Source organism: Pigmentiphaga sp. NML030171, assembly GCF_002188635.1.
In the GTDB taxonomy this organism is placed as follows: Bacteria; Pseudomonadota; Gammaproteobacteria; order Burkholderiales; family Burkholderiaceae_B; genus Pigmentiphaga; species Pigmentiphaga daeguensis.
Genome location: NZ_NINX01000035.1, coordinates 299,398 through 323,876, shown reverse-complemented (window position 1 = coordinate 323,876; position 24,479 = coordinate 299,398). Strand labels below are relative to the sequence as shown.

Annotated in this window: 21 protein-coding genes; 9 read left to right on the top strand and 12 right to left on the bottom strand. The window is 69.4% G+C overall.

What is annotated here, in order from left to right; genetic code table 11:
- Window positions 1-2,037: an ATP-dependent zinc metalloprotease FtsH gene (gene ftsH / locus CDO46_RS16230; RefSeq protein ID WP_243724568.1), complete on the bottom strand. Its 2,037-nt coding sequence runs from the start codon at window positions 2,035-2,037 to the stop codon at window positions 1-3.
- Window positions 2,034-2,990: a LysR family transcriptional regulator gene (locus CDO46_RS16225; RefSeq protein ID WP_087839498.1), complete on the bottom strand. Its 957-nt coding sequence runs from the start codon at window positions 2,988-2,990 to the stop codon at window positions 2,034-2,036. The genes ftsH and CDO46_RS16225 overlap by 4 nt, the downstream gene beginning before the upstream one ends.
- Before the next feature lie 115 nt (window positions 2,991-3,105).
- Here CDO46_RS16225 and CDO46_RS16220 point away from each other — a divergent pair, with 115 nt between their 5' ends.
- From CDO46_RS16220 to CDO46_RS16205, 4 genes are read left to right on the top strand one after another with little or no spacing between them, the layout of a single operon-like run.
- Window positions 3,106-4,083, top strand: a complete 978-nt coding sequence (locus tag CDO46_RS16220) for a tripartite tricarboxylate transporter substrate binding protein (RefSeq protein ID WP_087839497.1) — start codon at window positions 3,106-3,108, stop codon at window positions 4,081-4,083.
- Between the two features lie 37 nt (window positions 4,084-4,120).
- Complete coding sequence (locus CDO46_RS16215) at window positions 4,121-5,113, top strand: tripartite tricarboxylate transporter substrate binding protein (protein ID WP_087839496.1); 993 nt, start codon at window positions 4,121-4,123, stop codon at window positions 5,111-5,113.
- A gap of 38 nt (window positions 5,114-5,151) precedes the next feature.
- Window positions 5,152-6,213: an isocitrate/isopropylmalate dehydrogenase family protein gene (locus CDO46_RS16210; protein ID WP_087839495.1), complete on the top strand. Its 1,062-nt coding sequence runs from the start codon at window positions 5,152-5,154 to the stop codon at window positions 6,211-6,213.
- 2 nt (window positions 6,214-6,215) lie between these two features.
- A complete protein-coding gene (locus tag CDO46_RS16205) occupies window positions 6,216-7,073 on the top strand; it encodes an amidohydrolase (RefSeq protein ID WP_243724567.1) in 858 nt (285 codons plus the stop codon).
- Window positions 7,074-8,144: 1,071 nt separating this feature from the next.
- Here CDO46_RS16205 and CDO46_RS16200 read toward each other — a convergent pair.
- The 3 genes from CDO46_RS16200 to CDO46_RS16190 all read right to left on the bottom strand — a co-directional run bounded on the left by CDO46_RS16200 (window position 8,145) and on the right by CDO46_RS16190 (window position 11,188).
- Window positions 8,145-8,639, bottom strand: coding sequence for a DUF6306 domain-containing protein (locus CDO46_RS16200; RefSeq protein WP_087839494.1), 495 nt, complete (start codon window positions 8,637-8,639; stop codon window positions 8,145-8,147).
- Window positions 8,640-8,660: 21 nt separating this feature from the next.
- Window positions 8,661-9,014, bottom strand: coding sequence for a cupin (locus CDO46_RS16195; RefSeq protein ID WP_087839493.1), 354 nt, complete (start codon window positions 9,012-9,014; stop codon window positions 8,661-8,663).
- A gap of 125 nt (window positions 9,015-9,139) precedes the next feature.
- Window positions 9,140-11,188 (bottom strand): hypothetical protein, encoded by a 2,049-nt coding sequence (locus CDO46_RS16190; RefSeq protein ID WP_087839492.1) that lies wholly within the window; start codon window positions 11,186-11,188, stop codon window positions 9,140-9,142.
- Between the two features lie 203 nt (window positions 11,189-11,391).
- Here CDO46_RS16190 and CDO46_RS16185 point away from each other — a divergent pair, with 203 nt between their 5' ends.
- The 5 genes from CDO46_RS16185 to xth all read left to right on the top strand — a co-directional run bounded on the left by CDO46_RS16185 (window position 11,392) and on the right by xth (window position 16,344).
- Window positions 11,392-12,390 (top strand): AraC family transcriptional regulator, encoded by a 999-nt coding sequence (locus CDO46_RS16185; RefSeq protein WP_243724566.1) that lies wholly within the window; start codon window positions 11,392-11,394, stop codon window positions 12,388-12,390.
- A gap of 96 nt (window positions 12,391-12,486) precedes the next feature.
- Window positions 12,487-13,683: an NnrS family protein gene (locus CDO46_RS16180; protein WP_087839490.1), complete on the top strand. Its 1,197-nt coding sequence runs from the start codon at window positions 12,487-12,489 to the stop codon at window positions 13,681-13,683.
- A gap of 11 nt (window positions 13,684-13,694) precedes the next feature.
- Window positions 13,695-14,150, top strand: coding sequence for an azurin (gene azu / locus CDO46_RS16175; protein WP_087839489.1), 456 nt, complete (start codon window positions 13,695-13,697; stop codon window positions 14,148-14,150).
- A gap of 195 nt (window positions 14,151-14,345) precedes the next feature.
- Entirely contained in the window at window positions 14,346-15,332 is a 987-nt protein-coding gene (locus CDO46_RS16170; protein ID WP_132980037.1) for a tripartite tricarboxylate transporter substrate binding protein, read from the top strand.
- Between the two features lie 232 nt (window positions 15,333-15,564).
- On the top strand, window positions 15,565-16,344 hold the full coding sequence (xth, locus tag CDO46_RS16165; RefSeq protein ID WP_087839487.1) for an exodeoxyribonuclease III: 780 nt from the start codon (window positions 15,565-15,567) through the stop codon (window positions 16,342-16,344).
- Between the two features lie 6 nt (window positions 16,345-16,350).
- On the opposite strand, the gene CDO46_RS16160 is transcribed toward xth, so the two are convergent.
- From CDO46_RS16160 to CDO46_RS16130, 7 genes are read right to left on the bottom strand one after another with little or no spacing between them, the layout of a single operon-like run.
- Window positions 16,351-17,895: a gamma-glutamyltransferase family protein gene (locus CDO46_RS16160; RefSeq protein WP_165963213.1), complete on the bottom strand. Its 1,545-nt coding sequence runs from the start codon at window positions 17,893-17,895 to the stop codon at window positions 16,351-16,353.
- Window positions 17,896-17,899: 4 nt separating this feature from the next.
- Complete coding sequence (locus CDO46_RS16155) at window positions 17,900-18,508, bottom strand: CoxG family protein (RefSeq protein WP_087839485.1); 609 nt, start codon at window positions 18,506-18,508, stop codon at window positions 17,900-17,902.
- Window positions 18,505-19,656, bottom strand: a complete 1,152-nt coding sequence (locus CDO46_RS16150; protein ID WP_087839484.1) for an NAD(P)/FAD-dependent oxidoreductase — start codon at window positions 19,654-19,656, stop codon at window positions 18,505-18,507. Before CDO46_RS16150 ends, CDO46_RS16155 begins: the two co-directional genes overlap by 4 nt.
- Window positions 19,657-19,693: 37 nt before the next feature.
- Entirely contained in the window at window positions 19,694-20,788 is a 1,095-nt protein-coding gene (locus tag CDO46_RS16145; protein WP_165963212.1) for a hypothetical protein, read from the bottom strand.
- A complete protein-coding gene (locus CDO46_RS28055) occupies window positions 20,785-21,264 on the bottom strand; it encodes a (2Fe-2S)-binding protein (RefSeq protein ID WP_165963211.1) in 480 nt (159 codons plus the stop codon). Before CDO46_RS28055 ends, CDO46_RS16145 begins: the two co-directional genes overlap by 4 nt.
- Window positions 21,261-22,109, bottom strand: coding sequence for a xanthine dehydrogenase family protein subunit M (locus CDO46_RS16135; protein ID WP_087839482.1), 849 nt, complete (start codon window positions 22,107-22,109; stop codon window positions 21,261-21,263). Before CDO46_RS16135 ends, CDO46_RS28055 begins: the two co-directional genes overlap by 4 nt.
- A complete protein-coding gene (locus CDO46_RS16130; RefSeq protein WP_087839481.1) occupies window positions 22,106-24,478 on the bottom strand; it encodes a xanthine dehydrogenase family protein molybdopterin-binding subunit in 2,373 nt (790 codons plus the stop codon). Before CDO46_RS16130 ends, CDO46_RS16135 begins: the two co-directional genes overlap by 4 nt.
- Between the last annotated feature and the right edge of the window lies 1 nt (window position 24,479).

The following is a 24,479-nucleotide window of genomic DNA, read 5'->3' as shown; positions in this document are numbered from 1 at the left end:
TTACAGCAGCGGCAGCTTGTCCTCGTCGTCCCGCGGCCGGATCCCTTCGGGCAGTTCGTTGAGCCGCGGCGCGGGCGGCAGGCCCGTCACTTCCAGGATCTCCTTTTCGTCCAGCGTTTCCCGCTCCAGCAGCGCCCGCACCAGCGCATCCAGCTGGCCGCGATGCTCGCGCAGGAGGCCCAGGGCGCGGTCGTGGCAGCCGTGGATGATCTTCTGGACCTCGTCGTCCACGGTCCGGGCCGTTTCCTCGCTGTACGGCAGGCTGCCGCCCGCGGCGCCCAGGTAGGGATTCTGGCGCGGCGCCAGTTGCACCATGCCGAGCCGGTCGCTCATGCCCCAGCGCATGACCATGTTGCGCGCCAGGTTCGACGCCTGCTCGATGTCGCTTTCGGCGCCGGTGGTGCGGGTGCCGTAGACGACCTCCTCGGCCGCCCGGCCGCCCAGCATGCCCACGATGCGAGCCAGCAGATAGGCTTCGGGATAGTTGTAGCGGTCGGTCTGCGGGCGCTGGTAGGTCACGCCCAGGGCCTGGCCGCGCGGCACGATGGTGACCCGGTGCACCGGATCGGCGCCCGGCACCAGCAGCCCCAGGATGGCGTGGCCGCCCTCGTGGTAGGCGATCCGCTCGCGGTCGGCATGGCTCAGGATCAGCGGCCGCTCGGGGCCCAGCACGATCTTCTCGAGCGCGTCGTTGAAGTCCTTCTGGTGCACCTGCTCCTGGTCGCGGCGGGCCGCCAGCAGGGCCGCCTCGTTCACCAGGTTCTTCAGGTCGGCGCCCGACAGGCCGGGCGTGGTCGAAGCCAGTTCCGGCAGATCCACGTCGGCCGCCAGCGGCGTCTTGCGCGTATGGACCTTCAGGATGGCCTCGCGGCCGTTCTTGTCCGGCAGGTTGACCACCACGCGCCGGTCGAAGCGGCCCGGCCGCAGCAAGGCCTTGTCCAGCACGTCGGGCTGGTTGGTGGCTGCCAGCACGATGACGCCCTCGCGTCCCGAAAACCCGTCCATCTCGGTCAGGATCTGGTTCAGGGTCTGTTCCTGCTCGCTGGACCCGCCTATCGCGACCTGGCCGCGCGCGCGGCCGATGGAGTCTATCTCGTCGATGAAGATGATGGATGGCGCCTGCTCGCGGGCCTGCTTGAACAGGTCGCGCACCCGGGCGGCGCCCACGCCCACGATCATCTCGACGAACTCGGCCGCGCTCATGGAGAAGAACGGCACGCCGGCCTCGCCCGCCACGGCCTTGGCCAGCAGGGTCTTGCCGGTGCCCGGCGCGCCCACCAGCAGCACGCCCTTGGGGGCGGAACCGCCCAGGCGCGTGTACTTGGCGGGGTTCTTCAGGAAATCGACCACCTCGACCAGTTCGTTCTCGGCTTCGTCGATGCCGGCCACGTCCTCGAAGGTGACCTTCTCTCCCCCTTCTAGGTCATAGCGGCGCGCCTTGCTCTTGCCCAGCCCGAACATGCTGCCGCCCATGCCGCCCTGCCGCGCGGCGCGCCGGTACAGCCAGACGTAGAAGGCGATGATGAAGATGGCCGGCCCGAAGCCGAAGATCAGCGTCGTCAGCCAGTTGCCGCTCTGGATGGGCTCGGCGCTGATCTCGACCTTGTGGTCGATCAGGAACTGCTCGAAGCCCGGCCCCACGAACACGGGCAGCGTGCTTTCGAAGGTGGTGGACGTGCGTGGCTGCTGGGCCCGCGCGCCGGCCTTGGCGGGGGCCTCGGTGGCGGCGGTCGGCCAGGTGACGGCCTTGACGAAGCGGCCCTCGATGCGCTCGCCCTGGCTGTAGATGGCGGTGACGTTGCCCTTGGCGACCTCTTCCTTGAAGACCGTGTAGGGCACGGTGATGGGCGCGTCGGCGCCGCCGCCCGACAGGTAGCGCGCCAGGAAGTAGTTGACCAGCAGCACGGCCAGGAAGATCAGCCACATCCGGCGCGGCGGCATGGACATCTGATTGCCCGCGTTGCGGCCATCGGGCAGTCCGCCCCTGGCCGGGGTGTTCGCGGATTTCTTCGGCTCCTGCTGGCTCGGCCACTTCATGGCGTCCCCTCCCTGTGTCGATCGGCTGCCGCCAAGCATACTCCTCCGGTACGATCTTCCTTGCGTACCCGCGCCTCGGCGACGATCACGTCGCGAAAGGCCTGCACCGCCGGCGCGGCCGGCTGCCCGCGGCGCCAGATGAGGCCGACCTGCCGCCCCAGCACGGGCTCGACCAGGTCCACGCTGGCCAGGCCCCGGCCCGCCGACCCGGACAGCGCGTGCTTGGGGACCGCGCCCACGCCCACCCCGGCCTGGATCAGGCTCAGCAGCGCCGGCACGTGCAGCACCTCGCCTATCCATTTGGGACGCGTGGCCAGATGGGCCAGCCCCTGGTCGATCAACAGGCGGTTGCCGCCGCCGGCGGCCAGGCCGATGCACTCGACGTCGGCCAGTTCTTCCCAGCGCATGCGCCGGCGCCGGGCCAGCGGATGATCCGGCCGGCAGGCCAGCACGAAAGGCTCGCTCGCCAGTTCCTCGAACTCCAGGTCGGGTTCGCGCGTACCGAGGTAGCTGATGCCGAAATCGGCGTCCGAACGCGAGACCGACAGCAGGACGTCGGGTGCCGGCTGGTCCAGTACCCGCAGCCGGATGCGCGGGAAACGGGCGTGGAAAATGCTGGCGGCCCGGGCGACGAAGTTGTCCACGGCCGACGGGATGCAGGCCACGGTGACCAGCCCGCGGATGCGTTCGGACAGCTCGGTCATGCCCAGCAGCGCGCCCTCGAGTTCGGACAGCACGTGCTGGGCGCGCGGCAGGAACGACCGCCCCATGGCGTTGAGCTCGACCTTGCGGGTGCTGCGCTCGAACAGCCGCATGCCCAGCGCTTGCTCCAGCTTGTCGACCCGCCGCGACAGCGCCGGCTGGGACACGTGCAGGGCCTGCGCCGCGGCGCGGAAGCTGGCCAGTTGCGCCACCGTCACGAAGGCCCGCAGGTCCGACAGATCGAAATTCATACGATTACCGTATCAATTGAAAGGATTTTTGCAATTTACAGCAAGAGCGGGATGGATGAGGATGCCGGCAAGGCACCGATGAGTGCCTTGCAGAACATTTCCGGAGGCATTACCCATGAAGCGACGCTTCATACTCCTGGCCGGCGCAGCCGCGACGGCCGGCGCGCTGGCATCCACCTCGGCCCGGGCCGACGATGCCTGGCCCCAGCGCCCGATCACGCTCGTGGTCCCCTTCGCAGCCGGCGGCGGCACCGACAGCATCGCCCGCGACATCGCCAGGCAGATGAGCGATCAGTTGCGCCAGCCCGTGGTCGTGGAAAACCGTGGTGGCGGCGGCGGCTCCATGGGCGCCAACGCGGTCGCCAAGGCGCGGCCCGACGGCTATACCGTGCTGTTCGCGACCTCGACCTTCGCCACCAACGCGGCCTTCGAGCCCAGGCTGCCGTACGATCCGGAGCGCGACTTCGCCCCGGTCGCCATGATCGGCCGCGGCCCGCTGCTGCTGGTGACCAGCAAGCAGCTCGGCGCCGCCACCGTGCCGCAACTGCTGGCCGCCGCGCGTGGCCGCGCCGAAGGCCTGAACTTCTGCTCGGCCGGTCCCGGCAGCATCAACCACCTGGCCGGCGAACTGTTCCGCCAGCAGACCGGAGCGGCCATGACCCACGTGCCGTTCAAGGGCAGCGCCCCCGCCAGCATGGAACTGCTGGCCGGACGCGTGGACGTGTTCTTCGCGACGGTGCCGACCATCCTGCCCCACGTCAAGGAAAACAAACTGAACCTGCTGGCCGTGACCAGCGACAAGCGCTCGGCCCTGTTTCCCGAGGTTCCCACCCTGGCCGAGGCGGGGGTAAAAGGCTATGACGTGACCACCTGGTGGGGCGTCCTGGCCCCGGCCGGAACAAAGCCCGCCGTGGTGCGGGCGCTGAACAAGGCGGTGATCGCCGCGGCCGCGGCCGCGCCCGTGCAGGAGCGGCTGCGCCACGAAGGCGCGACGCCGCTGGCGCTCAGCCCCGCGGCCTTCGGCGAGGAACTGCGCAAGGAACTGGCGCTGTGGCGCGGCGTCGTCGCCAAGCCCGGCATGCAGTTGCAATGACCGGACCGGCCAACACAATCATTACGAGACATCATCCATGACCGCTTTCTCCTCCCTGTCCCGCCGCGAATTCGTGCGGCTCGGCGCGGCCGGCGCCATGCTGGCGGCCAGCGGCGCCGGCCGCGCCGCCGGAACCTATCCGACCAAGCCCGTCACGGTCATCGTCCCCTACGCCCCGGGCGGCCAGGGCGACGTGTTCGCGCGGCTGTTGTCCCAGGACCTCGGGCAAGCCCTGGGCCAATCGGTCATCGTCGAGAACCGGCCCGGCGCGAGCGGCGCGCTGGGCACCCGGCAGGTCGTGCGCGCCGAGCCCGACGGCCATACGCTGCTGCTGGGCCAGACCGGCGAAATCGCCATCAACGGCTTCGCCATGAAGAACCCGGGCTACGACGCGCTCAAGGACTTGCGCGCGATCGCCCTGGTCGGCAACGCCCCGCTGGTGCTCGCCGTTCCGCAGAATTCGCCCTACGGCAGCGTCGAGGCGCTGCTGCAGGCCGCGCGCGAGAAGCCCGGCAGCGTCGCCTATGCGTCCTCGGGCACCGCCACGCCGGGCCACCTGGCGGCAGCCGCGATGGCCGCCCGCTCGAAGGTCGACATGACCCATATTCCGTACAAGGGCGCGGGCCAGGCGATCTCGGACCTCATCGGCGGACAGGTGCAGTGCTTCTTCGCCAGCGCCTCGTCGATCATGCCGCACATCAAGGGCGGACGCGTGCGCGCGCTGGCCGTCTCGTCGCTGGAACCGGTCGCGGCGCTGGCGGGCGTGCCGACCGTCGCGCAGACCCTGCCCGGCTTCGAATTCAGCCTGTGGGGCGGCTATTTCGCGCCGGCCGCAACAAAGCCCGCGATCATCGAGCTGCTGGCCGGGCACATCAACCGCATCGCCCAGAAACCCGAACTGCGCGGCCGCTTCGAAGCGGAAGGCAGCGCCGTCGATCCCATGACACCCGAGCGCTTCGGCAAGTTCGTGCGCGCGGAAATGGACAAGTACGCGGCCCTGGTCAAGAGTACCCGGGCACGCATCGACTGACCCACGCACCCCACCCTTTCCTTCCCGGCTGGATCATTATGAAAATCATCGTACTTCCCGGCGACGGCATCGGCCCCGAGACCATGGCCGCTACCGTCGAGGTGCTGCGCGCAGCGTCGCAGCGCTTCGGTTTCGAGCTTTCCCTGGAACACGACGTCGCGGGCCACGACAGCCTGCGGCGCCATGGCGCCACGGTCACCCCGGCGCTGCTGGACAAGGTCCGCGCCGCCGACGGCCTGATGCTGGGCCCGATGGCGACCTTCGACTTCAAGGACGAAAGCAAGGGCGAGATCAACCCGTCGATGTTCTTCCGCAAGGAACTCGACCTGTATGCCAACATCCGGCCCTCGCGCACCTGGCAAGGCGTGCCGCACAAGGTCGACGCCTTCGACCTCGTGGTCGTGCGCGAGAACACCGAGGGCTTCTACGCCGACCGCAACATCGCCTCGGGCGGCAGCGAGATGCTGATCACCGAGGACGTGGTCGTGTCCCTGCGCCGCATCACGCGCCCGTGCTGCGCCCGCATCGCCCGCGCCGCCTTCGAGCTGGCGCGCGCGCGGCGCAAGCACGTCAGCATCGTCCACAAGGCCAACGTGCTCAAGATCGGCGATGGCATGTTCATCGACGAATGCCACAAGGTCGCCCGGGACTTCCCCGACGTGACCGTGGACGATTTCATCGTCGATGCGATGATGGCGCACGTGGTCCGCGCCCCGCAGCGCTTCGACGTGATCGTCACCACCAACATGTTCGGCGACATCCTGTCGGACCTGACCGCCGAACTGTCCGGCAGCCTGGGGCTGGGCGGCTCGCTCAACATGGGCGCGCGCTACGCGATGGGCCAGGCGGCCCATGGTTCGGCGCCCGACATCGCGGGCCAGGACATCGCCAATCCGTTCTCGCTGATCCTGTCGGCCGGCCAGTTGCTGGACTGGCATGGCCGCCGCACCGGCCAGCCCGCCTACGTGGCCGCTGCCGACGCCATCGCGCGCACCGCCGCCACCGTCGTCGAGGCCGGCGAATCCACGCGCGACGTGGGCGGCAACCTCGGCACCGCCGCGACCGGCCGCGCCTTCGCCAAGCGGCTGCTGGAGGCCTAGGCATGGCCGCCACCGCAGCCGATATCCGGGCCGCCCTGCCGGCCCTGGCGTGCGATTGCCATACGCACGTGATCGGCGCCGCCGCGTCCTATCCCATGGCCGCCGACCGCCACTACACGCCGGGCCCGGCCCCGACCGCCCGATTGCGCCACCACCTGGAACAGACCGGGATGGCGCGCGTGGTCATCGTGCAGCCCAGCGTCTACGGCACCGACAACCGCTGCCTGCTCGACGCGCTGGCGGACATGGACGGACGGGCGCGCGGCATCGCGGTGATCGATGCCGGATCCACGCCCGGACAGTTGCGTTCGCTGCACGACGGCGGCGTGCGGGGCGTGCGCGTCAACCTGGAAAGCGCCGGCCTGCACGACATCGGCGCGGCGGAACGGGCGCTTGCCGGCGTCGCCGCGCAGGTGGCCGGCCTGGGCTGGCATGTGCAGCTGTATGCCGCCCATGGCGTGATCGCGGCGCTGGCATCCCGGCTGGCCGCGCTGCCCTGCCCCGTGGTCCTGGACCACTTCGCCATGGCGCCCTGGTCTCCCGAGGCCGCCGCGCCCCTGGTCGACCTGCTGCGCTCGGGACGCGTGCACCTGAAGCTGTCGGCGCCCTATCGGCTGGCGGACCCCGACGATGCCGCCCGCTGGGCCCAAGCGCTGTGCCGGGAGGTCCCATCGGCCCTGCTATGGGGCAGCGACTGGCCGCATACCGCCCGCGCGCCCGGCAAGGCGGCGCACGAGGTCAGCCCCTACCGCCCGATCGGTCCCGACCGCTTGCTGGATGATCTGGCGCGGTGGCTGCCGAGCCCCGAATTGCGGCAGGCGGTCCTGGCGGACAATCCCGACCGCCTGTATTGGCGCTGACGCCGCCATCCCGCATGGCCTGGCGGATCAGCGCCGCGTTCATGCGCAGCCGCTCGTCGCCGGGCGCCATCCGCGCGGCCTCCTCGGCGTGGGCCAACGCCTCGCTGCCGCGCCCCAACCGCCAACAGGCGATGGCCGCGAGATCGTGCGGCAGCGCGCCATGGCATATCGGATCGCTCATGTAGCCGTCGGGCTCGCCGGACAGCGACAGCGCCCGGATCGCCGCCGCGCGGCACTCGGCCCATTCGCCGCGCCGGTAGCGGATGTCGGCCAGCGTGACCCACGGTTCGCGGCGCTCCGGGCACTCGGCCGCCGCACGCAAGGCCCAGGCCAGGCCGTCGCGTCCCTGCAGCATGTCGCACTTGGCCAGGTACAACATGCCGGCCGACCGCTCCGGCCGGAAAGGATTGCCCGGCAGGGCAAGGTAGCGCTCGAACTCGCGCGCGGCCTCCTCGCAGCGTCCGGCGTGGAACAGCTCGCGCGCATGATAGTGCGCCATGCGCGGATCGTGGGGCTCCTCGGCCGCCGCCGCGGCCAGCAGCGGCAGATAGGAGGCGCGCGGCTTGGCCCGGCCGGGATGGTGCTCCACGCGCACGCCGGGCGCCAGCACGCCCCGTTCGACGATGCGGTCCGGATAGATACCTTCGTGGCAGGCGTGGCGCCACCGGTAGCCGTGGCGGGCATGGATGCGGTTGTTCAGGAAGCGTATCGCCGGGCTGCCGTCCGCATGGAAGGCGGCCACGAATTCGTAGTGCGCGCGCGTGGTGCCCGGCGCCCAGGCGGCCTCCAGGGCCCGTCGCCAGCCCGGGCACAGGATCTCGTCCAGGTCCAGCGACACGCACACGTCCACATCCCCTGGCACCAGCGCCAGCGCGGCGTTGCGGGCATCGTCGAAGCGCCAGGGCTCGATGGACAAGCGATGCACGCATGCGCCCAGGGCTTCCAGGCGCTCGATGCCGCCATCGGCCGACCCCGTGTCCGCGACCACCACCGCGTCGGCCTGCGCGCAGGACGCCATGAAGCGTTCGGCATGGGCCGCCTCGTCGCGGCAGATGGCGTAGACGGCGATCTTCAGGACTTGCCCGCCGCGGCCAGCTGGACCTCGACACGATCGATGTTCTCGCGATGCGCGGCCAGCATCGCCAGCAGATCGTCCTGGATGCCGGCCTCCTTGACCTTGGGCACCAGGGCCTCCAGCTTCCTGACCACCCAGGCCTGCCCGCGATTCAGGAACGCCATCCGCGCGGGCAGGTCGGCGATGGCCATGGCCTTGCCATGGAAGGCCCCCGTGCGCGAGCCGGGCTTGGCGTCCAGCGACTTGATGGCGGCGATCAGCATGCCGCACCACTTCACTTCGTCCTGCCGGATGGTTTCCATCAGCGCGCGCTCGGCCGGATCGCGCAATTGCGCCACGGTTTCCTCGGCCACGCGGGCCCCGGCCCGCTCGGCCTCCAGCAATTCGTCCAGCGCCGCCAGCAATTCCTCGCGCGAGAGCTGGCCCATGTACGCGGCGTCGGCCTGCTCGGCATAGCACACCGGCGATGCGCGGTCGGATTCGGGCTGCATTGATTTCTCCAGGATGGTCGGTCAGGCGGCGCCGGGGCCCGCGTCGCCGGGCTTGCGGACCAGCGTGACCAGCAGCGTGGTGTCGGCCAGCGCCCGCACCGCGTGCGGCTCCTGGCCGAGCAGCGCGACCAGCTGGCCGGGGCGCAGCCCACAGCTGCCGTGCGGCGTGGTGACGAGGGCTTCGCCGGCCAGGCATTGGATGGTCAGTTCGCCGGGCACGTGATGCTCCGGCAATTCGTGCCCCGCGGGAAGCACCAGCTGCATGAGCTGCAGACCGTCCGTGCGGAGCAGGCTGCTGCTTGCATGCGTGCCGCGCTGTTCGTCGCTGGCATGCAGGTCGATCGCTTCGAGCGGACTTGCGTGTCTGAGGGCCATGATCGCACCGACTGAACCGATGGGCGCTCCAGTCTCCGAGCGCGTTGCCTTGTCGTACCTGTCTTTATACGCCAGTCCGGCGGCGGCCGCATGGTGCGGCGCCGCCGGCCGGTTCCACGCCCGGGCTACTTGTAGGCGTCGACCACCGCGTCGTACAGATTGGTCTTGACCAGTTGGTCGATGGTCAGCACGCCGTAGTTGGTCTTGGCGTCGTTATCATAGAAATCATAATCGGCCTGCACGGTCTGGATCTGCTTGACGATGCTGCCGTGGTGGAACGTCCCGAACGCCCCTTCCGTATCGGTGTCGTGGTCGGTCTGCTTCCAGACCTTGTCGTCGAACTGGAAGTGGGCGATGCCGAGTATCTGGCCCGGATTGTTCTTCTGGTAGTCCAGCACGCCCTTCAACTGCCGGTTCACGTAGCTCGGGGTGTAGTCGGGTTTCGCCCGGCTATAGCCGATTTCCGTGAACAGGATGGGAACGCCGAACTGCTTGTAGGTGGCGGGTATCCAGCCCTGGCCCGTGCTTTCCGCGTTCTTGAGCAGATAGGTCTCGTCGTTGTAGGTTTGCGGCGCCAGCATGAGGCGATCCTTGTACTTCGCGGTCCTCGGGTCGGTCAGCAGGCGGTTGAACTGGTTCCAGCCGGGCATGTTCCTGCCGAGCAGATAGGGTTCGCCGCGCGGCACGAAGGTGACCGGCATGCCGACCGGAACGCTCTTGCTGAACTTGCGCTTGTCGGCCTCTTCGATGAAGCGGGCGACCAGGCCGATGGCCGTGCTGTAGTTGCCGGGATAGCCCTCGGAATCGAGTTCGTTGGAGATGATCACCCCGGCGATCGCGGGATGCCAGTCGGTACCCGCCTTGTTGCCGAAGTTCCGGTTCGAGAAATACGCGGCCAGCGCCGTGTTCCAGACCGCGTCGCCCTGCGTGGAGATCCAGTTGCTGAGCGGCACGATCACCTTGATGTTCAGGCTGTTCGCATAGTCCAGGAACTGGCTGTGGTCGTTGCGGGTATCCCAGTCGTAGAGCCGGATCAGGTTGATCCCCATGTCCTTGATCGTCTTCAGGTCGTTGCGGCAACTCGGCGCGCAGCTTTGCTTGAGATAGGACTGCGTACCCCAGAGCGATCCCGCCTGCTTGCGGGCGATGTCGCTGCCGAAGTAGATGTAGCTGGTGTTCGCCGTGGACGGGTTGTAGCCTTGCCCGAAGGCCTGGTAGGCGGTGCCCTTGCCGGGAATGGGGAAACGGGTGAAACGGCCCGAGGCGATGCTCAGCACGGCCTCGTTCAGGACGGCCGCCGGCGCCCCGGCGTTCCGGCCTTGCAGCGTTGCCGTATAGGCCAGCTCTTCGGTTTCCTCGTCATAGACCGGATCGGCCAGCTTGACGGAATACAGCTTGGCCTCGCCCGTGGCGGTGGTGCCGAACAGCGTGGCCGACGGTGTATTGCTGCCGAACACGAACGACCACTGCGGCAGGAAATAGGAAAGCGGCCGCGCATCGGAATACGCGCCGGGCGCGTTGTCCACCCAGAACATGTCGGGTCCGACGTTGCTCAGCACCATCTTGTATTGGTTGGGCGTGGCGGTCGGTTGCAGCTTCGCCTGGTCGGCGTATTGCGTATAGGCGGCCACCTCCTTGTCGTCGGCGAGGTTGTTGAGGACCTTGACGGTGACGTTGGTGAACGCAAGGCTGCCGGCCACCGAATGATCCAGGGTGTCGTTCTGCACGCGCACCCGGAACGTGGCCGTGCCGGATTTCTCGTCATAGGCCGGCTGCGACAACGAGACGTAGACCCCTTCCAGGGCCCCGCCGCCTCCCGACAACTGGAACTGGACCGTCGCGTTGGGAGCCAGGCCGCGATAGGCATCGCTCCAGATCGCACTCACGTAGTCCTTGGTCGCGGTCGTTCCCACCTCCAGGCTGGGCTGGTCTACGTACCACAGCACCTGCGACTCGACATTCTTCAGGGTCAGCGTGCCCGTGATGTCGCCCGAGCCGTCCGCGGCGGCGGTCGAAAGCTGCCCCGACGGCGCCGTCAGCATGTAGGTCCGGGGCGAATAGGACGCGGCGGGGCCGCCACTCCCGCCACTGGTCGCGCCATCGCCACCGCAGCCGGCAAGGACCGCTCCGGAAACCAGTGCAAGCATCGGCAGGAAAAAACGTTTGAGTGTCATGCCGCCGCTCCTGGAAAACCCTTGTGCGCGATAGTCATAAGGTCGCGTCATTCGCTGGAATAAGGTAATGAAATGTTAGATAAAGGGCGTATCGGCCGGGAAACCAAGTTTGGTATTGGCGTCCCGGGTGCAGGAAATTCGTCCCGCCTGTATCATTTTGTGTCATGCCGTCCACGCAGCCGCCCACCTGTACACCGGAGCACTTGTCCTCCCACGACGTGGAGCCGGGACTGCGTTTCGACGCCTGGCGCGAGCGCGCCCACCAATGGGTGGAAATGCTGCCGCCGCCGCCCGGGACCGAGCTGGATGCCGAACTGCTCACGCTGCGCAGCAGCGCTTGCGTCTTCGGCACCATGCGCTCGTCCGCCTACGAGATGCGGGCCGCATCCCGCCGCCTGGCCCATGCGCCCGACATGGTGGTGGTCACGCTGATCCAGGCGGGCGAGCTGGTGCGCGACGCCGCGCCGGGCGAACCGCAGCGTGTCGGCCCGGGCACCCTGGGCCTGTACGACCCCTGGCGCATCGGGACCTACCGCTGGAGCCAGGGCTCGCGCGAGGTCTTCCTGGCCCTGCCCCGCGAAGAGGTACGCGCCGCGCTGGGACGCGAGCCGGGCAACGTGCCCATCCCGCTGGAGCACTGCACGCTGGCCCCCGCCCTGGCCAGCCAGTTGAACCATCTGGCCCTGCTGACACGCCAGCCGCAGAAGCTTGACGGCGCGGAATACGCGAGCCTGCTGGAGGGCACGCGTTCGCTGGCGCTGCTGATGCTGCGCAACCTGGGACGCCAGGGCTCGCGCGAGGCTCCGTCCGACCAGGAAGACGACCTGAACGCGGGCCGCCATGCGGCGGCGCTGCGCTTCATGGAACGCGAGGCCCACCGCCACGAGCTCGACGTCGCGGCGATCGCCCGCGGCGCCGGCTGCTCGCGTACCCGGCTTTACGCGGCCTTCGCCTCACGGGGAGAGACCGTGATGGGGACGCTGCGCGAAATCCGCCTGCAACGCGCCAAGGCCTTGATCGAGCGCAGCCCCAGGCTGCACATCGGCTCGCTGTCGTGGCGCTGCGGCTTCGCGGACCAATCGGCGTTCAGCAAGCTGTTCCGGTTGCGCTTCGGCCTGCTGCCCTCCGAATGGCACCACCGGACGTGGACGAGTCCGGCCCCCGGTCCCACGGCCCGCCCGCGCTCGCAGGATTCCCGCTGAGAAATCCCCGCTGTCGTCAGCGGTATTGGGATTACCCTCCATAAGATTCATTTAGCATATATCTTCAAACCGGACGCCCACCTACGGAGCCGGCCCATGGCCATCCTGCTGGAAGTCGAAGAACCCGTACCCTCCCCTCCACCGCCCCCGCAGTGGCTGGCTTTCCTGGAGCTCGGTTTCCGGCCCCTGTATCTGGCGGGTTGCCTGTGGGCGGCCATTTCCATCCTGCTCTGGGTATTTGCGCCGCGGACGCTGGCCGGACCGCTCGGTGGCGTGGCCTGGCATGCCCATGAGATGCTCTGGGGCTTCATCGCCACCATCGCCGTCGGCTTTCTGTTCACCGCCGGCGCCAACTGGACCGGCATCAATCCGCTGCGCGGCAAGGCCCTGGGCGGACTGACGACCCTGTGGCTGCTGGCGCGGGCCGGCTATCTGGTGCCCGGCAGCGCGGGATTCTGGGTTGCCGCGTGCAGCGAGACCGCGTTCTTCGCCATCGCCGCCGTGGCCCTGGGCCGCTCCATCTATCCGGCGCGTAGCCGGCGCAACTACGGCATACCGGTGCTCGTCCTTGCTCTGGGCGCGGCGAACGTCCTCTACCTCCATACGGTCCTGCGGGGCGACTACGCCCTGCTGCTGGCACGCTTCAACCTCGGGTTGCTGTGCATGGCGGTGATCGCGCTGCTGGTGGCGCGGCGCGTGATTCCCTTCTTCGCGATGCGTGCCGTGGCCGGCCTGGACATTCCCATGCATACACGCAGCGGCCAGTGGCAGCTCGGCGCCGGCCTGCTGGCGATCACGCTCCTGCTGGCGGGCTGGATGCCGGGGGCGGGCCTGGCTCTTGCTGCCACCGGCATGCTGACCTGCTGGCAACTGCTGGCGTGGCGGCCCTGGGCGGTGCGGCGCGTGCCGCTGCTGTGGATCCTGTACGCGGGCTACGCCGCGCTGGGCACCGGCCTGCTGGTGGCCGCGGCGCACGCGGCGGGCTGGGTCCCGCGCCTGGCCTGGCCGGCGCACGTCATCGGCGCGGCGGGCTTTGCCGTGCTGATCATCGGCATGGTCACCCGCACGGCGCTGGGCCACCTCGGCCTGCCCTTGCGCACCGACCGCAGCATGGTGGCTGCCTACGTGCTGGTGATCGCGGCGGCGGCGCTGCGCCTGGCCGCCCTGCTGCCCACGGTCTGGACGACGGGCATCCTGCACGCATCGGCGGTGGCCTGGATCCTGGGGTTCGCGCTGTATGTGTGGCGCTTCTTCCCGCTGCTGATCCGTCCGCGTTTCGATCCACATTCCTGAAGGAGAACCTGATGAAGATCCTGCACACCGCCCCGGCGCTGCTGCTGGCCGCCACGCTGGCCAGCCCCGCCTTCGCCGCCACCTGCAACGTGGACATCGCGGGCAACGACGCCATGAAGTTCGACAAGACCAGCATCGACGTGCCGCAGAGCTGCAAGCAGTTCACGGTCAAGCTCACGCATACCGGCAAGCTGCCCCGGAACTCCATGGGCCACAACTGGGTGCTGAGCAAGGCCGCGGACGTGCAGGGCATCGCGGCCGACGGCATTCCCGCGGGGCTGGACAAGAACTACCTCAAGCCGGGCGATCCGCGCGTGATCGCGCATACGAAGGTGGTGGGCGGCGGCGAATCCGACTCCGTCACCTTCGATACGAGCAAGCTCAAGGCGGGGGAAAACTACGCGTTCTTCTGCTCGTTCCCGGGGCATGCGGCGCTGATGAAGGGCACGGTGGCGGTGACGAAATAGGCGCCGGGGGTTCATGCGGGCCTCCCCCTGCAAATTCAGGCATATCAGCTTTGACGCGAGCGCGGATAGCCCGCGCGCATCGCATTGCCTACAGTGCGCGTACACGGTGCCCGCGCCACGCGCGGGCACCAGATCAACGATAACCGGCCACCGGGCGCTTCCGAAGCCCGCCGGACACGAGACAAGGAACCCCACGTGATCGATCAACGACGACGCGTCCTCACGCTTGGCGCCATGGCGCTCCCCCTGGCCACGGCCATGTTTCCGGTGCGCGCGGCCGACAAGTTCCCCTCGCGCCCCATCCGCATCATCGTGCCGTTGGCGCCGGGCGGCTCCGCGGACACGGTATGCCGCCTGCTTGGGAACGGCCTGACCAAGATCCTGGGCCAGCCGGTGATCGTCGAGAATCGCCCGGGCGCGGGCGGCCTGACCGGGCTGTCCGAAGTCGCCCGGTCGGCGCCCGACGGCTACACCCTGGGCTATTCGCTGGCCGGCGCGCTGACCGTGGCGCCGCATATCGCGCGCAAGATGCCCTACGATCCGTTCAAGGACCTGGTCCCGGTGTCGCAGGTCATCGGCGTACCCGAGATCATCGTCGTCAACCCCCGAACCGGCATCAAGACCCTGGGCGAACTGGTGTCCTACGCCAAGGCCAATCCTGGCAAGCTCAACTTCGGGTCTGCCGGCAACGCCACCATTCCCCACCTGGCCGGCGAACTGTTCAAGCGCGTGGCCGGGGTCGAGATGGTGCACGTGCCCTACCGCGGCTCGGGTCCGGCGCTCAACGATCTGTTGGCCGGCCAGGTCCAGGTCATGGTGTCGGACATCACGCTGGTACGCTCGCACATCGAAGCCGGCCGCCTTACCGGCCTGGCCGTGGCGGGTCCGCGCCGTGTCGACCAGCTACCCAATTTGCCGACCACCGCCGAGGCTGGCGTGCCGGCCATGCAGGTTTCCAACTGGCACGGCCTGGTGGCGCCGGCTGGCCTGCCCCCGGCCCTGCTGGACGGGTTGCACCACGGCATCGCGAAGGCCATGGCCCTGCCCGAAGTCAAGGATCGCATCGATTCGGAAGGCGCGGAAATCGTGGCCAGCAGCTCCGCCGAATTCGGGGCCTTCCTGAAGAAGGAAAGCGACAAATGGGGCGGCCTGGTGAAGGAGCTGGGCATACAGTGGGACTGAACGTTCCCGGCCATGGGTCCGCCGGCTGCCGGGTCGAGGCCGGGAGCATCCGGGGTCGAGGCCGGGCGGGGTAGACGAGCGATTCGGTCCGCACGAATCGAGGCTGCTATCATGCGCAAGGCGGCGGACATCCATCCGGCCGCCAAGCGCGCCTCGGCTTTGCAGCCAGCCCAGCGGATGGGGCGATGAATCCCCCGTTAGCCCGCATCCATACTAGAAATCGCCTCGCCCGATGAAGCTCGCCACCTGGAACATCAACTCCCTCAACGTGCGCCTGCCGCAGGTCATCGCCTATCTGCAGGCCAATCCGGTCGATGCCCTGTGCCTGCAGGAGCTCAAGCTTCCCGACGACAAGTTCCCCGTCGCGGCCCTGGAGGAAATCGGCTATCACGCCGTCTTCACCGGCCAGAAGACCTACAACGGGGTTGCCATCCTGACCCGCCAGCCGGTCAAGGACGTGGCCAAGAACATCGACGGGTTCGAGGACACCCAGCAGCGCGTCATCGCCGCCACGCTGGATACCCCGGCCGGCGAACTGCGCGTCGTCAGCGCCTATTGCCCCAACGGCCAGTCGGTGGGAAGCGACAAATACGAATACAAGCTGAAATGGTTCGCCGCCTTCCGCGAAGGACTGCAGAAGGAACTGGCCCGCTACCCGCGCCTGGCGGTGCTGGGCGACTACAACGTCGCGCCGGATGATCGCGACGTGCATGATCCGGTCAAGTGGGAAGGCAGCGTGCTGGTGTCCGAACCCGAGCGCGCCGCGTTCCGCTCGCTGCTGGACGTGGGCCTGCACGATGCCTTCCGGCTGTTCGAGCAGCCGCCCAAGTCCTTCAGTTGGTGGGACTACCGGCAACTCGGCTTCCGCCGCAATGCCGGCCTGCGCATCGACCACATCCTGCTGTCCGACACCCTGAAGGCCGTGTGCAGCGAGTGCGTGATCGAGCGCGAGATCCGCAAGAACGAACAGCCGTCGGACCACGCGCCGGTGGTGGCGACGCTGGAAATCTAGGGCCTGTCACTCCGCCAGCGCGCAGGCCTGGCGGCGCAGGTCGGCCGCCGCCTCCAGTGTTCCATCGTGGCGCATGCGGATGGCCTTGGCCGACCCGAAGTAGAACTCGTGCAGGGAATCCTCTTCCACCGGCACGCCGGCCTCGCGCAGCCGCTGCGCCACGCCCGGCTCGAAACCGGGTTCGAGCAGGATGTCGCCGCCGCGCGTGATGCTCCAGCGCGGCGCATCGATGACCTGGGCCAGCGGCAGGTTCTCGAAGCAGGCATGGGCGATGACCTGCACGCCGGTCGTGGTCTGGCTCACGCCGCCCGGCGACACGCCCAGCATGGCCGGCCTGCCGCCTTCCATCACGATGTAGGGGTTCAGCGTATGGACCGGCCGCTTGCCCGGGCCCAGCACGTTGGGGCTGGCCGGATCGAGATCGAATTCGATCAGGCGGTTATTCAACAGGATGCCCGTTTCCGGATCCACGCAGCCGCTGCCGAAGGGCTGGAACACGCTTTGCAGCATGGCCAGCGCGTTGCCCTGCCCGTCCGCCAGCACGATGCCGGCGGTGTCGCCGGGATCGCGCGCGCCCGATGGCGTCCCGCCCGCCACGCTGGCCAGGCGCCGCGCGACCTGCCCAGGGTCCAGGGTGGCGGGCCACGGCGCGGCCGGGTCGGCCACCTTGCGCTGGAAGGTTTCCAGGCATAGCCGCGCGATCTGGATCTGCGCATAGGCGCGCTGGCCTTCGGGCTCGTCCAGGTACGGCGCCAGCGCATCGAGCTGGGCCAGCATCAACACCCCCAGGGAATTCGGCGGCATGACATGGATGTGCCTGTCCCGCACGGACAGGCTGACCGGTGGCGCCCAGCCGGCCCGCTGCGCCAGCATGTCATCCATGCGCAGCAGGCCTCCTTGCGCGCGCGAAAAGGCGTCCAGGCTGCGGGCGATGGGTCCCTGGTAGAAAGCGTCGGCGCCATCGCGCGCGATGCGTTTCAAGGTATCGGCCAGGGCGGGCTGGCGCAGGAGGTCCCCTGGCGCCAGCGGCCGGCCGTCGGGCACGAACAGGGAGCCGAAGCCGGGCTGGCGGACCACGGCCGGCCTGGCGCTCCTGAGGTTGCGATGAATCTCGCTGGAGCACCCGATGCCGTCCGCGGCGTGGCGCACGGCGTCCGCCAGCAGCGAGGCCCAGGGCAATCGCCCATGGCGCCGGTGCGCCTCGTCCCACAGGCGCACGAGTCCGGGCGCCACCCAGGTCGATGGTCCGCGCGGACCGATGACGCCGTCGGCGAAGACACCCGGACTGGCCAGTCCGGGCGCCCGGCCCGTGCCGTTCAGGGCCTGGACCGTGCCCGAGGCCGCGTCGTGATACAGCATCATGCCGCAGCCGCCCAGCGAGGTCGCATGTGGCAAGGCGACGGCCAGGACGGCCGATGCCGAGATCATGGCATCGACCAGCGAGCCGCCTGCCTGCAAGGTATCCAGCGCGCTCTGGCTGGCCAGGTGATGGCCGGTGACGATGGCGCGGCGCCGGCCGAACACGGCCGCACGGGGAACGGGCCTGGTCATCCGGTCACCGCAGCAGGTTGGCGCAGAAGGTGCCGACGAAGCAACCCACCCCGCAGGCGATGGGCAGCCACCAGCCTTGCCAGCGTCCCGCTGCCGGCGAAGCGGCGGCTGGCGCGGGCGCGGCATGGACGCTGGCCGCGACCCCGGTTGCCGGCGCGGCCGTCCGCGCCCCGCCGCCCGACAATTCGCGCTGCACGTTCGCGAAGAACTGCTCCGAGAACTTGCGTGCGGCGCCGTCTATCATCCGCGCGCCCAGCTGGGCGACCTTGCCGGTCACCTCGGTCTCGGCGCGATAGGCCAGCAAGGTACCGCCGGCGATGTCCTCCAGCGTCACGGCCACGCTGCCGGCGGCGGCGCCGGCCACGCCGGCCGAGCCCTGGCCCGTCAGCGTGAAGCGCTCCTGCTGCGCCTGCACCGCGCGGGCGAAGGCCACCTCGAAGTTGGCGCGTATGGGCCCCACGCCCGCCGAGATCGTGGCCCGGTAGCCGCCGTCGTCGGTGCGGCTGATGGCGCGGCAGTCGGGAATCGTCCGGCGCAGGAAGTCCAGGTCGTCCAGCGCCTCCCAGACCCGGGCGCGCGGCGCCGCCAGCGTCTTGGTGCCGTCTATGATCATGGCCGTGCTTCCCCCATCATGTCTATGCCGGCCTGCGCCAGGCCGCGATCGGCCACGCGCATGCGTTCGTTCAGGCACTTGAACTGGCCGAAGCTCCAGGCCACCAGCGGCCGCGCGAAATCCAGCGAGGTCGGCCACTGGCGCGTGAACCAATCGTAGCGCACGGCCCAGGCCTGCGTGCGATCGCTGATGAAGCGCACGCGCTGCTCCCAGGCCGACACCGCGGCGGCGACGTCGTCGGCGTCGGCCACCAGGTGCGCCAGCGCGTAGGCGTTCATCAGCGTCAGGCCCGCCCCCTGCCCCAGCGTCGGCGGCAGGCCATGGGCGGCGTCGCCCAGGATGGCGATGTTGCCGGCGCTCCACCTCGGACACTTGACCAGGCCGTAATGGTATTGCGTGCCCTCGGCCCGGTGCAGCACGGGCATCAGGTCGGCGATCCTGGGAAAGCGCCGGCTCCAGTCCCCGACGTCGATGGGAAAGCGCGCCGCCGTGGCGTCCCAGGCCGGGGCGACCATGTAGACGTAGGTATGGTCCGGTCCCGAGGGCGTCACGCCTATGCGCCGGTTGCCCGACCAGTGCTCCACGGTCTTGGGCTGGGGCGTGAAGGCGCGGCCTTCGATCAGATAGCGGTTGATGATGGTCGGCAGCTCGGTGAAGCCCCCGCCCATCTTCAGCGAATTGCGCACCGCCGAATGCACGCCGTCGGCCGCGATGACCAGGTCGGCCTCGTGCAGCCCGCCGTCGGCGGTCAGCAGGCCCTTGCCGGGCAGCGCGCCGGTTACCCGCGAGCCGGTCACGATGTTCACGCCGGCCTCGAGCGCGGCGTCGCGCAGTCCCTCGATCAGCACCTGCCGGGCGAAGGTATGGACGCGGGACTTGTCCCGCAACGGCCGCTCCTGCTTGACCGTGCCGTCGGCGAACTGGATCTGCGCCCGCTCGAGTACCGTGCCCTGGCCGCGGATGCGGTCCAGCACGCCCAGCTTCTCCAGCACCTCCAGGCTGTTGTTCTTGATATAGATGCCCGCCCCCACTTCGCGGATCTCGGATCCCTGCTCGTGGACGTTGACTTCCCAGCCGCGGCGCGCGAACAGCGCGCCGGCGCTCAGGCCGGCGATGCCGCCCCCGGCGATTTCTACTTTGCGTTTCATACCCGATACCCGAAGAAAATGTTGAAGCGAAGAATCTCTATCCGGCCTGTCGGCGCTTGGCGGCCAGGCCGATCTGCATGGCCGCGCCGGAGGTCAGCAAGGCGTGGATGCCGAAGCGGTCCCGCAGGACATCCCATTGCATGGCGCACAGCGCCTGGCGTTCGTCGTCCGCCAGGAGGAAGGGCCGGCAGAAGGCCGCGGGGTCGTCCAGGAAGCGTTCCGCCGCCTCGGCCCGCGTGCGCAGGGCCAGCACCGCCTCGGCCAGCCTGGCCCGTTCCGGCGGCATGGCCGGATAGCGCAGCGGATCGCGCGCCGGCGCCGGCTCGGTCAGGTCCCAGCCGGCCGAGGCATAGATGTGGTGCCACGACGGCTCCAGCAGCGCCGTGAACGGCGGCCGGTTCTCGCCCAGCGCCCCGGCCAGGATCAGCGGCGCGCGCAGCTCGACGTTGCCGGTGCGGTCCAGCTCCCAGTCGTCGTAGCTGAGCAGGTGCGTCAGATGTCCCGCCTGGATTTCGGCGAAGATGCGCTGGTCCGTCTCCAGGTCGGGATGCGGATAGTGCACCGTGCCCGGATAGTGGGACAGTCCGCCGCTGGCGATCAGCAGCGCCCGCTTGCCCAGGCGCTGCAAGGCGGTCTGCAGGGCGGCGCCGAAGGCGTAGCAGCGGCGCCCGCTGGGCTGGGGCGGCACGTAGGCGTTGACGAACAGGGCCACCAGCGGCACGTCGCGCCCGAAGCCCATGAACTCGTAGGGTATGGTGAAGGCCGTCTGCAGCTTGGCGTTCATGGTGAAGGCCAGGTCGAAGCCGGCCCGCTCCATTTCGGGGACCAGGGCGTAGCCGGTGGCGCCGTCGATGGCCCACATGCCGCGATGCTTGTGCATGCCGTCGGCCTGGTCGGCCACGTGCACGCAGAACGGCGGCACGCCATGGGTGACGAAGTGGTCGCCATGGTCGTTGGACACCATGACGATGCAATCGGGCGCGAGCGCCCGCAGCCGCTCGCCTATGGTTTCCAGCGAGCGGCGCACGCGGGCGACCTGTTCAAGGTCCTCGGTCTCGGGCAGGGACAGGAATTGCGGCGCGTGCGGCACGATGGCCGCGCCGACGATGCCGTAGGGATTGAAGGATTTCACGCTTGCACCTCGGTGATGGGTCGTTCTTCGTTGGCGACTTCGACGACGGCCGCGACGATGCCGTGGTAGCCCGTGCAGCGGCAGATGTTGCCGGACAGGCACTGGCGGATCGCCGGTTCGTCGCGCAACTGGCCACGGCGCACGATGTCGTATCCGCTCACGACCATGCCCGGCGTGCAGAAGCCGCATTGCAGGGCGTGGTGTTCGCCGAAGGCCCGGCGCAGCCGGTCGGCCGTGGCATCGCACAGGCCTTCCAGCGTGGTCACCGAGCAGCCGTCCACCGAACCCGCCAGCGTCAGGCAGGCACGCACCACCTGGCCATCGACGATGACGTTGCAGGCGCCGCACACGCCATGCTCGCAGCCCAGGTGCACGGAGGTCTGCCGGCACTGCTCGCGCAGCACGTCGGCCAGTATCGCGGAGGGTTCGACGTCGAGTCCGGTTTCGCGGCCGTTCACGGTCAATGTGATCTTCATGCGGCGACTCCTTGCCATGCCTGTTCGACCGCCCGGGCCATCGCCTGCGCGTGACGGGATGCCGCCAGCGGATCGATGTGCGGCCGGGCGGCCAGGATTTCGTCCAGGGCCGAGGCCGCGACGTCGCGCCTGGCGGGTGTCGGGCCTCCGGCTGCCGCCAGGCGCGCCGCCGTGGCCGGCAGGGCCAGCGGACCAGGATCGATCGCGCCCAGCCAGCATGCCCACTGGCCATCGGCGCCTTGCAGGGCCAGTGCGCTGGCCGAGGCGAATTCGCCCGCCCGGTGCATGAGCTTGCACCGGCCCCATCGGACCAGGCCCGATGCCCGCTCGGGCAGCGTGGCCGCCAGCGCGATCTCGTCCACCTGCACGTCGCTGTCCATGGCGCCGCGGATGAAATCGCGCAGGGCGACGACACGCCGCCCCCGCAGGCTGGCCAGTTCCACCGAGGCATCGAGCGCGGTCAGCAGCAGCGGCCAGTCCCCCGCCGGATCGGCGTGGACCAGGCTGCCGACCACGGTGCCCCGGCCACGCACCGGCAGGAAGGCGATCTCGGCGGCATGCGCGCGCAGCAGGTCGAACAGCGCCCCGGCCTGCGTACACCGTTCGACGTCGGCATGGGTGACGGCCGCGCCCATGCGCACGGCCGGCGCGGTGTCCAGGTTCGCCAGCGACGCCACCCGGGTGATGTCGATCAGCGCGTAGGGGCGCAGCATGCGGTAGCGCATCATGGGCAGCAGGCTCTGCCCGCCGGCCAGGACCTTGGCATCGCTGCCCAGGGCGGCGCGCAGCGCCAGCGCTTCGTCCAGCGTGCGCGGCACATGCAGCGCGAAAGGCGGCAGCTTCATCGCGTGCCTCCCCGCCCGGCTTCGTGCAGTTGGCGCAGCAGGTAGTCGGGCGTGATGGGCGTGCGGCACACGTCCACGCCCAGGTCCGCCAGCGCGTCGCGCACGGCATTGGCGATGGCCGCCGGCGGCGCCACGGCCCCCCCTTCTCCCATGCCCTTCATGCCGAACTCGGAATGGGGCGACGGCGTGCTGAAGTGCAGGATGGAGATGGGCGGGACCTCGACCGCGCTGGGCACGGCGTAGTCGCCGAAGGTCACGGTCTGCGGCTGGCCGTTGCTGTCATAGATCATTTCTTCATACAGGGCCTGGCCGATGCCTTGCGCGACGCCGCCGCGTATCTGGCCGTCCAGGATCAGGGGATTGACGACCGTGCCGCAGTCTTCCACCACCAGGTAGTCCAGGATCCTGACGAAACCGGTGTCCGGGTCGACGCTGACGCGCGCGGCGTGCAGCGTGTAGGAAAACGTTCCGGTCTCAACGCTGGGCCGATAATCGGCCTGGAACGAGAAGCCGGGGGAAATGGAGCGCGGCAGCTTGCTCACGCCCACGTAGGCGACGCGCGCCAGATCTCCGAAGGACGTCGTGCCTTGCGGCGAAACGCAGGCGCCGTCGCGCACCTCGATCTGCGCGTCGTCCGTCTCGTGCAGCACGGCGTGGATGGCGCGCGCCTTGCCGACGATGTCGCGGCAGGCCATGGCCACCGCCCCGCCCGCCATCACGATGGACCGCGAGGCGACCGAGCCCAGACCGTAGGGCGCCGCCGACGTATCGCCCTGGCGTATGCGTATCGCCGAGACCGGCAGCGTGGTGATCTCGGCCGCGATCTGCGCCAGGCTGGTGAAATGCCCCTGCCCGTGCGACAGCGTGCCGACCTCGATGACCAGCGTGCCGTCCATGTTCAGCGTGGCCCGCGCCGACTCGTGGCCGTAGATCAGCGGCGAGCCCCGGCGGCGCCATTCCTCGGCGCCGTGCGCGGCCTGCTCGACCAGCATCGCATAGCCCACGCCCACCCGGCCGCCGTCATCGGCCTGCCGTGCGGCGGACCAGTTCTCGGCCACGAAGCGCCCGGCGGCATCGACGACCTCTCGGTAGTTGCCCGAGTCGTAGGCCAGCCCGGTGGCCGACACGTAGGGCATCTGCGCCGGCGAGATCAGGTTGGCCCGGCGCACGTCCAGCGGGTCGGCGCCCAGTTCGCGGGCAACCTCCTCGATGATGCGCTCCATCGCGAAGCAGCCGCCCGGCCGGCCCACGCCGCGATAAGGCCCCAGGGGGCTCTTGTTGGTATGGATGCTGACGGCCTCGAAACGATAGTTGCGGATGTCGTAGGGCCCGAGCATGACGTTGGTGGCCATGTTGGCCTCGATCGCGCCGGTGGAGGTCTTGGCCGAATAGGCGCCGGCATCCACCACCACCAGCGCGTCCAGCGCGTGGATCCTGCCCGTGTCGTCGAAATAGGCGGTGATGCGCTGCTCGTGCTGGCGGCTGTGGTTGCTGGCGACGAAATGCTCGTAGCGGTCCTCGATCCAGCGCACCGGCCGCCGCAGCTTCCAGGCCAGCGCCGTCACCAGGACTTCCTCGGGATACAGATTGCTCTTGGAGCCGAAGCCGCCGCCCACGTCCGGCACGACCACGCGGATGTCGGCTTCGGTCAGGCCCGGAATCTGTTCGGCCAGGAAGGTGCGGATCAAGTGCGGGCGTTGGCTGGACACGTGCACGACCACGCCGCCGGCCGGATCCGGATAGGCCAGGCAGCCCCGGCATTCCAGCGGGCTGGCCAGCACCCGCCCCATGGACAGGCGGCGCGTGACCTGGCGCAGGCCTCGCGCGGCGGGGTCGTCGATGATGGCCTGCGCATCGCCCAGCGCGCGGCCGATGCGCATGACCAGGTTGGAGTCCAGGTGGTCGTGCAGCGGCACGCCCGGATGTTCGACCTCGTCCCAGGCATCGACCACCGCGGCCAGCGGCTCGATGTCCAGTTGCACCTGCTCGGCGCGTTCCTCGGCCTCGGCCCGGGTCGCGCCCAGCGCCAGGACCACGGGCTCGCCGGCGAAACGCACCTTGCCGTCGGCCAGCAGCGGATACGGCGCGCCGTTGAACTCCGGGCGCAGCAACGCGCAGTAGATGGGCAAGGCCAGGCCGGCGATGTCGGCCGCGGTCCAGAACGTGCCGGCCGGCAGTTCCGGCGGCAGTGTCACGCCCTTCAGGCGGCCATGGGCCACCAGGCTGCGGCAGAACGCCACTTCCAGGCATCCCGGCGCCTGGATGTCCGCCACGAAGGCGCCGCCGCCGGCTAGGTGGCGGGCGTCCTCCACCCGGACCAGCGGCCGCCCGATATGGGCGTAGCCACCGTCGACCTTGCTTTCCCCCATG

What these genes read in the sequence shown, in the direction of transcription:
- ftsH (WP_243724568.1), bottom strand. Translation starts at nt 2,037, where the DNA reads ATGAAGTGGCCGAGCCAGCAGGAGCCGAAGAAATCCGCGAACACCCCG.
- CDO46_RS16150 (WP_087839484.1), bottom strand. Translation starts at nt 19,656, where the DNA reads ATGAAACGCAAAGTAGAAATCGCCGGGGGCGGCATCGCCGGCCTGAGC.
- xth (WP_087839487.1), top strand. Translation starts at nt 15,565, where the DNA reads ATGAAGCTCGCCACCTGGAACATCAACTCCCTCAACGTGCGCCTGCCG.
- CDO46_RS28055 (WP_165963211.1), bottom strand. Translation starts at nt 21,264, where the DNA reads ATGAAGATCACATTGACCGTGAACGGCCGCGAAACCGGACTCGACGTC.
- azu (WP_087839489.1), top strand. Translation starts at nt 13,695, where the DNA reads ATGAAGATCCTGCACACCGCCCCGGCGCTGCTGCTGGCCGCCACGCTG.
- CDO46_RS16160 (WP_165963213.1), bottom strand. Translation starts at nt 17,895, where the DNA reads ATGACCAGGCCCGTTCCCCGTGCGGCCGTGTTCGGCCGGCGCCGCGCC.
- CDO46_RS16130 (WP_087839481.1), bottom strand. Translation starts at nt 24,478, where the DNA reads ATGGGGGAAAGCAAGGTCGACGGTGGCTACGCCCATATCGGGCGGCCG.
- CDO46_RS16225 (WP_087839498.1), bottom strand. Translation starts at nt 2,990, where the DNA reads ATGAATTTCGATCTGTCGGACCTGCGGGCCTTCGTGACGGTGGCGCAA.
- CDO46_RS16200 (WP_087839494.1), bottom strand. Translation starts at nt 8,639, where the DNA reads ATGCAGCCCGAATCCGACCGCGCATCGCCGGTGTGCTATGCCGAGCAG.
- CDO46_RS16155 (WP_087839485.1), bottom strand. Translation starts at nt 18,508, where the DNA reads ATGATCATAGACGGCACCAAGACGCTGGCGGCGCCGCGCGCCCGGGTC.
- CDO46_RS16220 (WP_087839497.1), top strand. Translation starts at nt 3,106, where the DNA reads ATGAAGCGACGCTTCATACTCCTGGCCGGCGCAGCCGCGACGGCCGGC.
- CDO46_RS16190 (WP_087839492.1), bottom strand. Translation starts at nt 11,188, where the DNA reads ATGACACTCAAACGTTTTTTCCTGCCGATGCTTGCACTGGTTTCCGGA.
- CDO46_RS16180 (WP_087839490.1), top strand. Translation starts at nt 12,487, where the DNA reads ATGGCCATCCTGCTGGAAGTCGAAGAACCCGTACCCTCCCCTCCACCG.
- CDO46_RS16205 (WP_243724567.1), top strand. Translation starts at nt 6,216, where the DNA reads ATGGCCGCCACCGCAGCCGATATCCGGGCCGCCCTGCCGGCCCTGGCG.
- CDO46_RS16195 (WP_087839493.1), bottom strand. Translation starts at nt 9,014, where the DNA reads ATGGCCCTCAGACACGCAAGTCCGCTCGAAGCGATCGACCTGCATGCC.
- CDO46_RS16215 (WP_087839496.1), top strand. Translation starts at nt 4,121, where the DNA reads ATGACCGCTTTCTCCTCCCTGTCCCGCCGCGAATTCGTGCGGCTCGGC.
- CDO46_RS16135 (WP_087839482.1), bottom strand. Translation starts at nt 22,109, where the DNA reads ATGAAGCTGCCGCCTTTCGCGCTGCATGTGCCGCGCACGCTGGACGAA.
- CDO46_RS16210 (WP_087839495.1), top strand. Translation starts at nt 5,152, where the DNA reads ATGAAAATCATCGTACTTCCCGGCGACGGCATCGGCCCCGAGACCATG.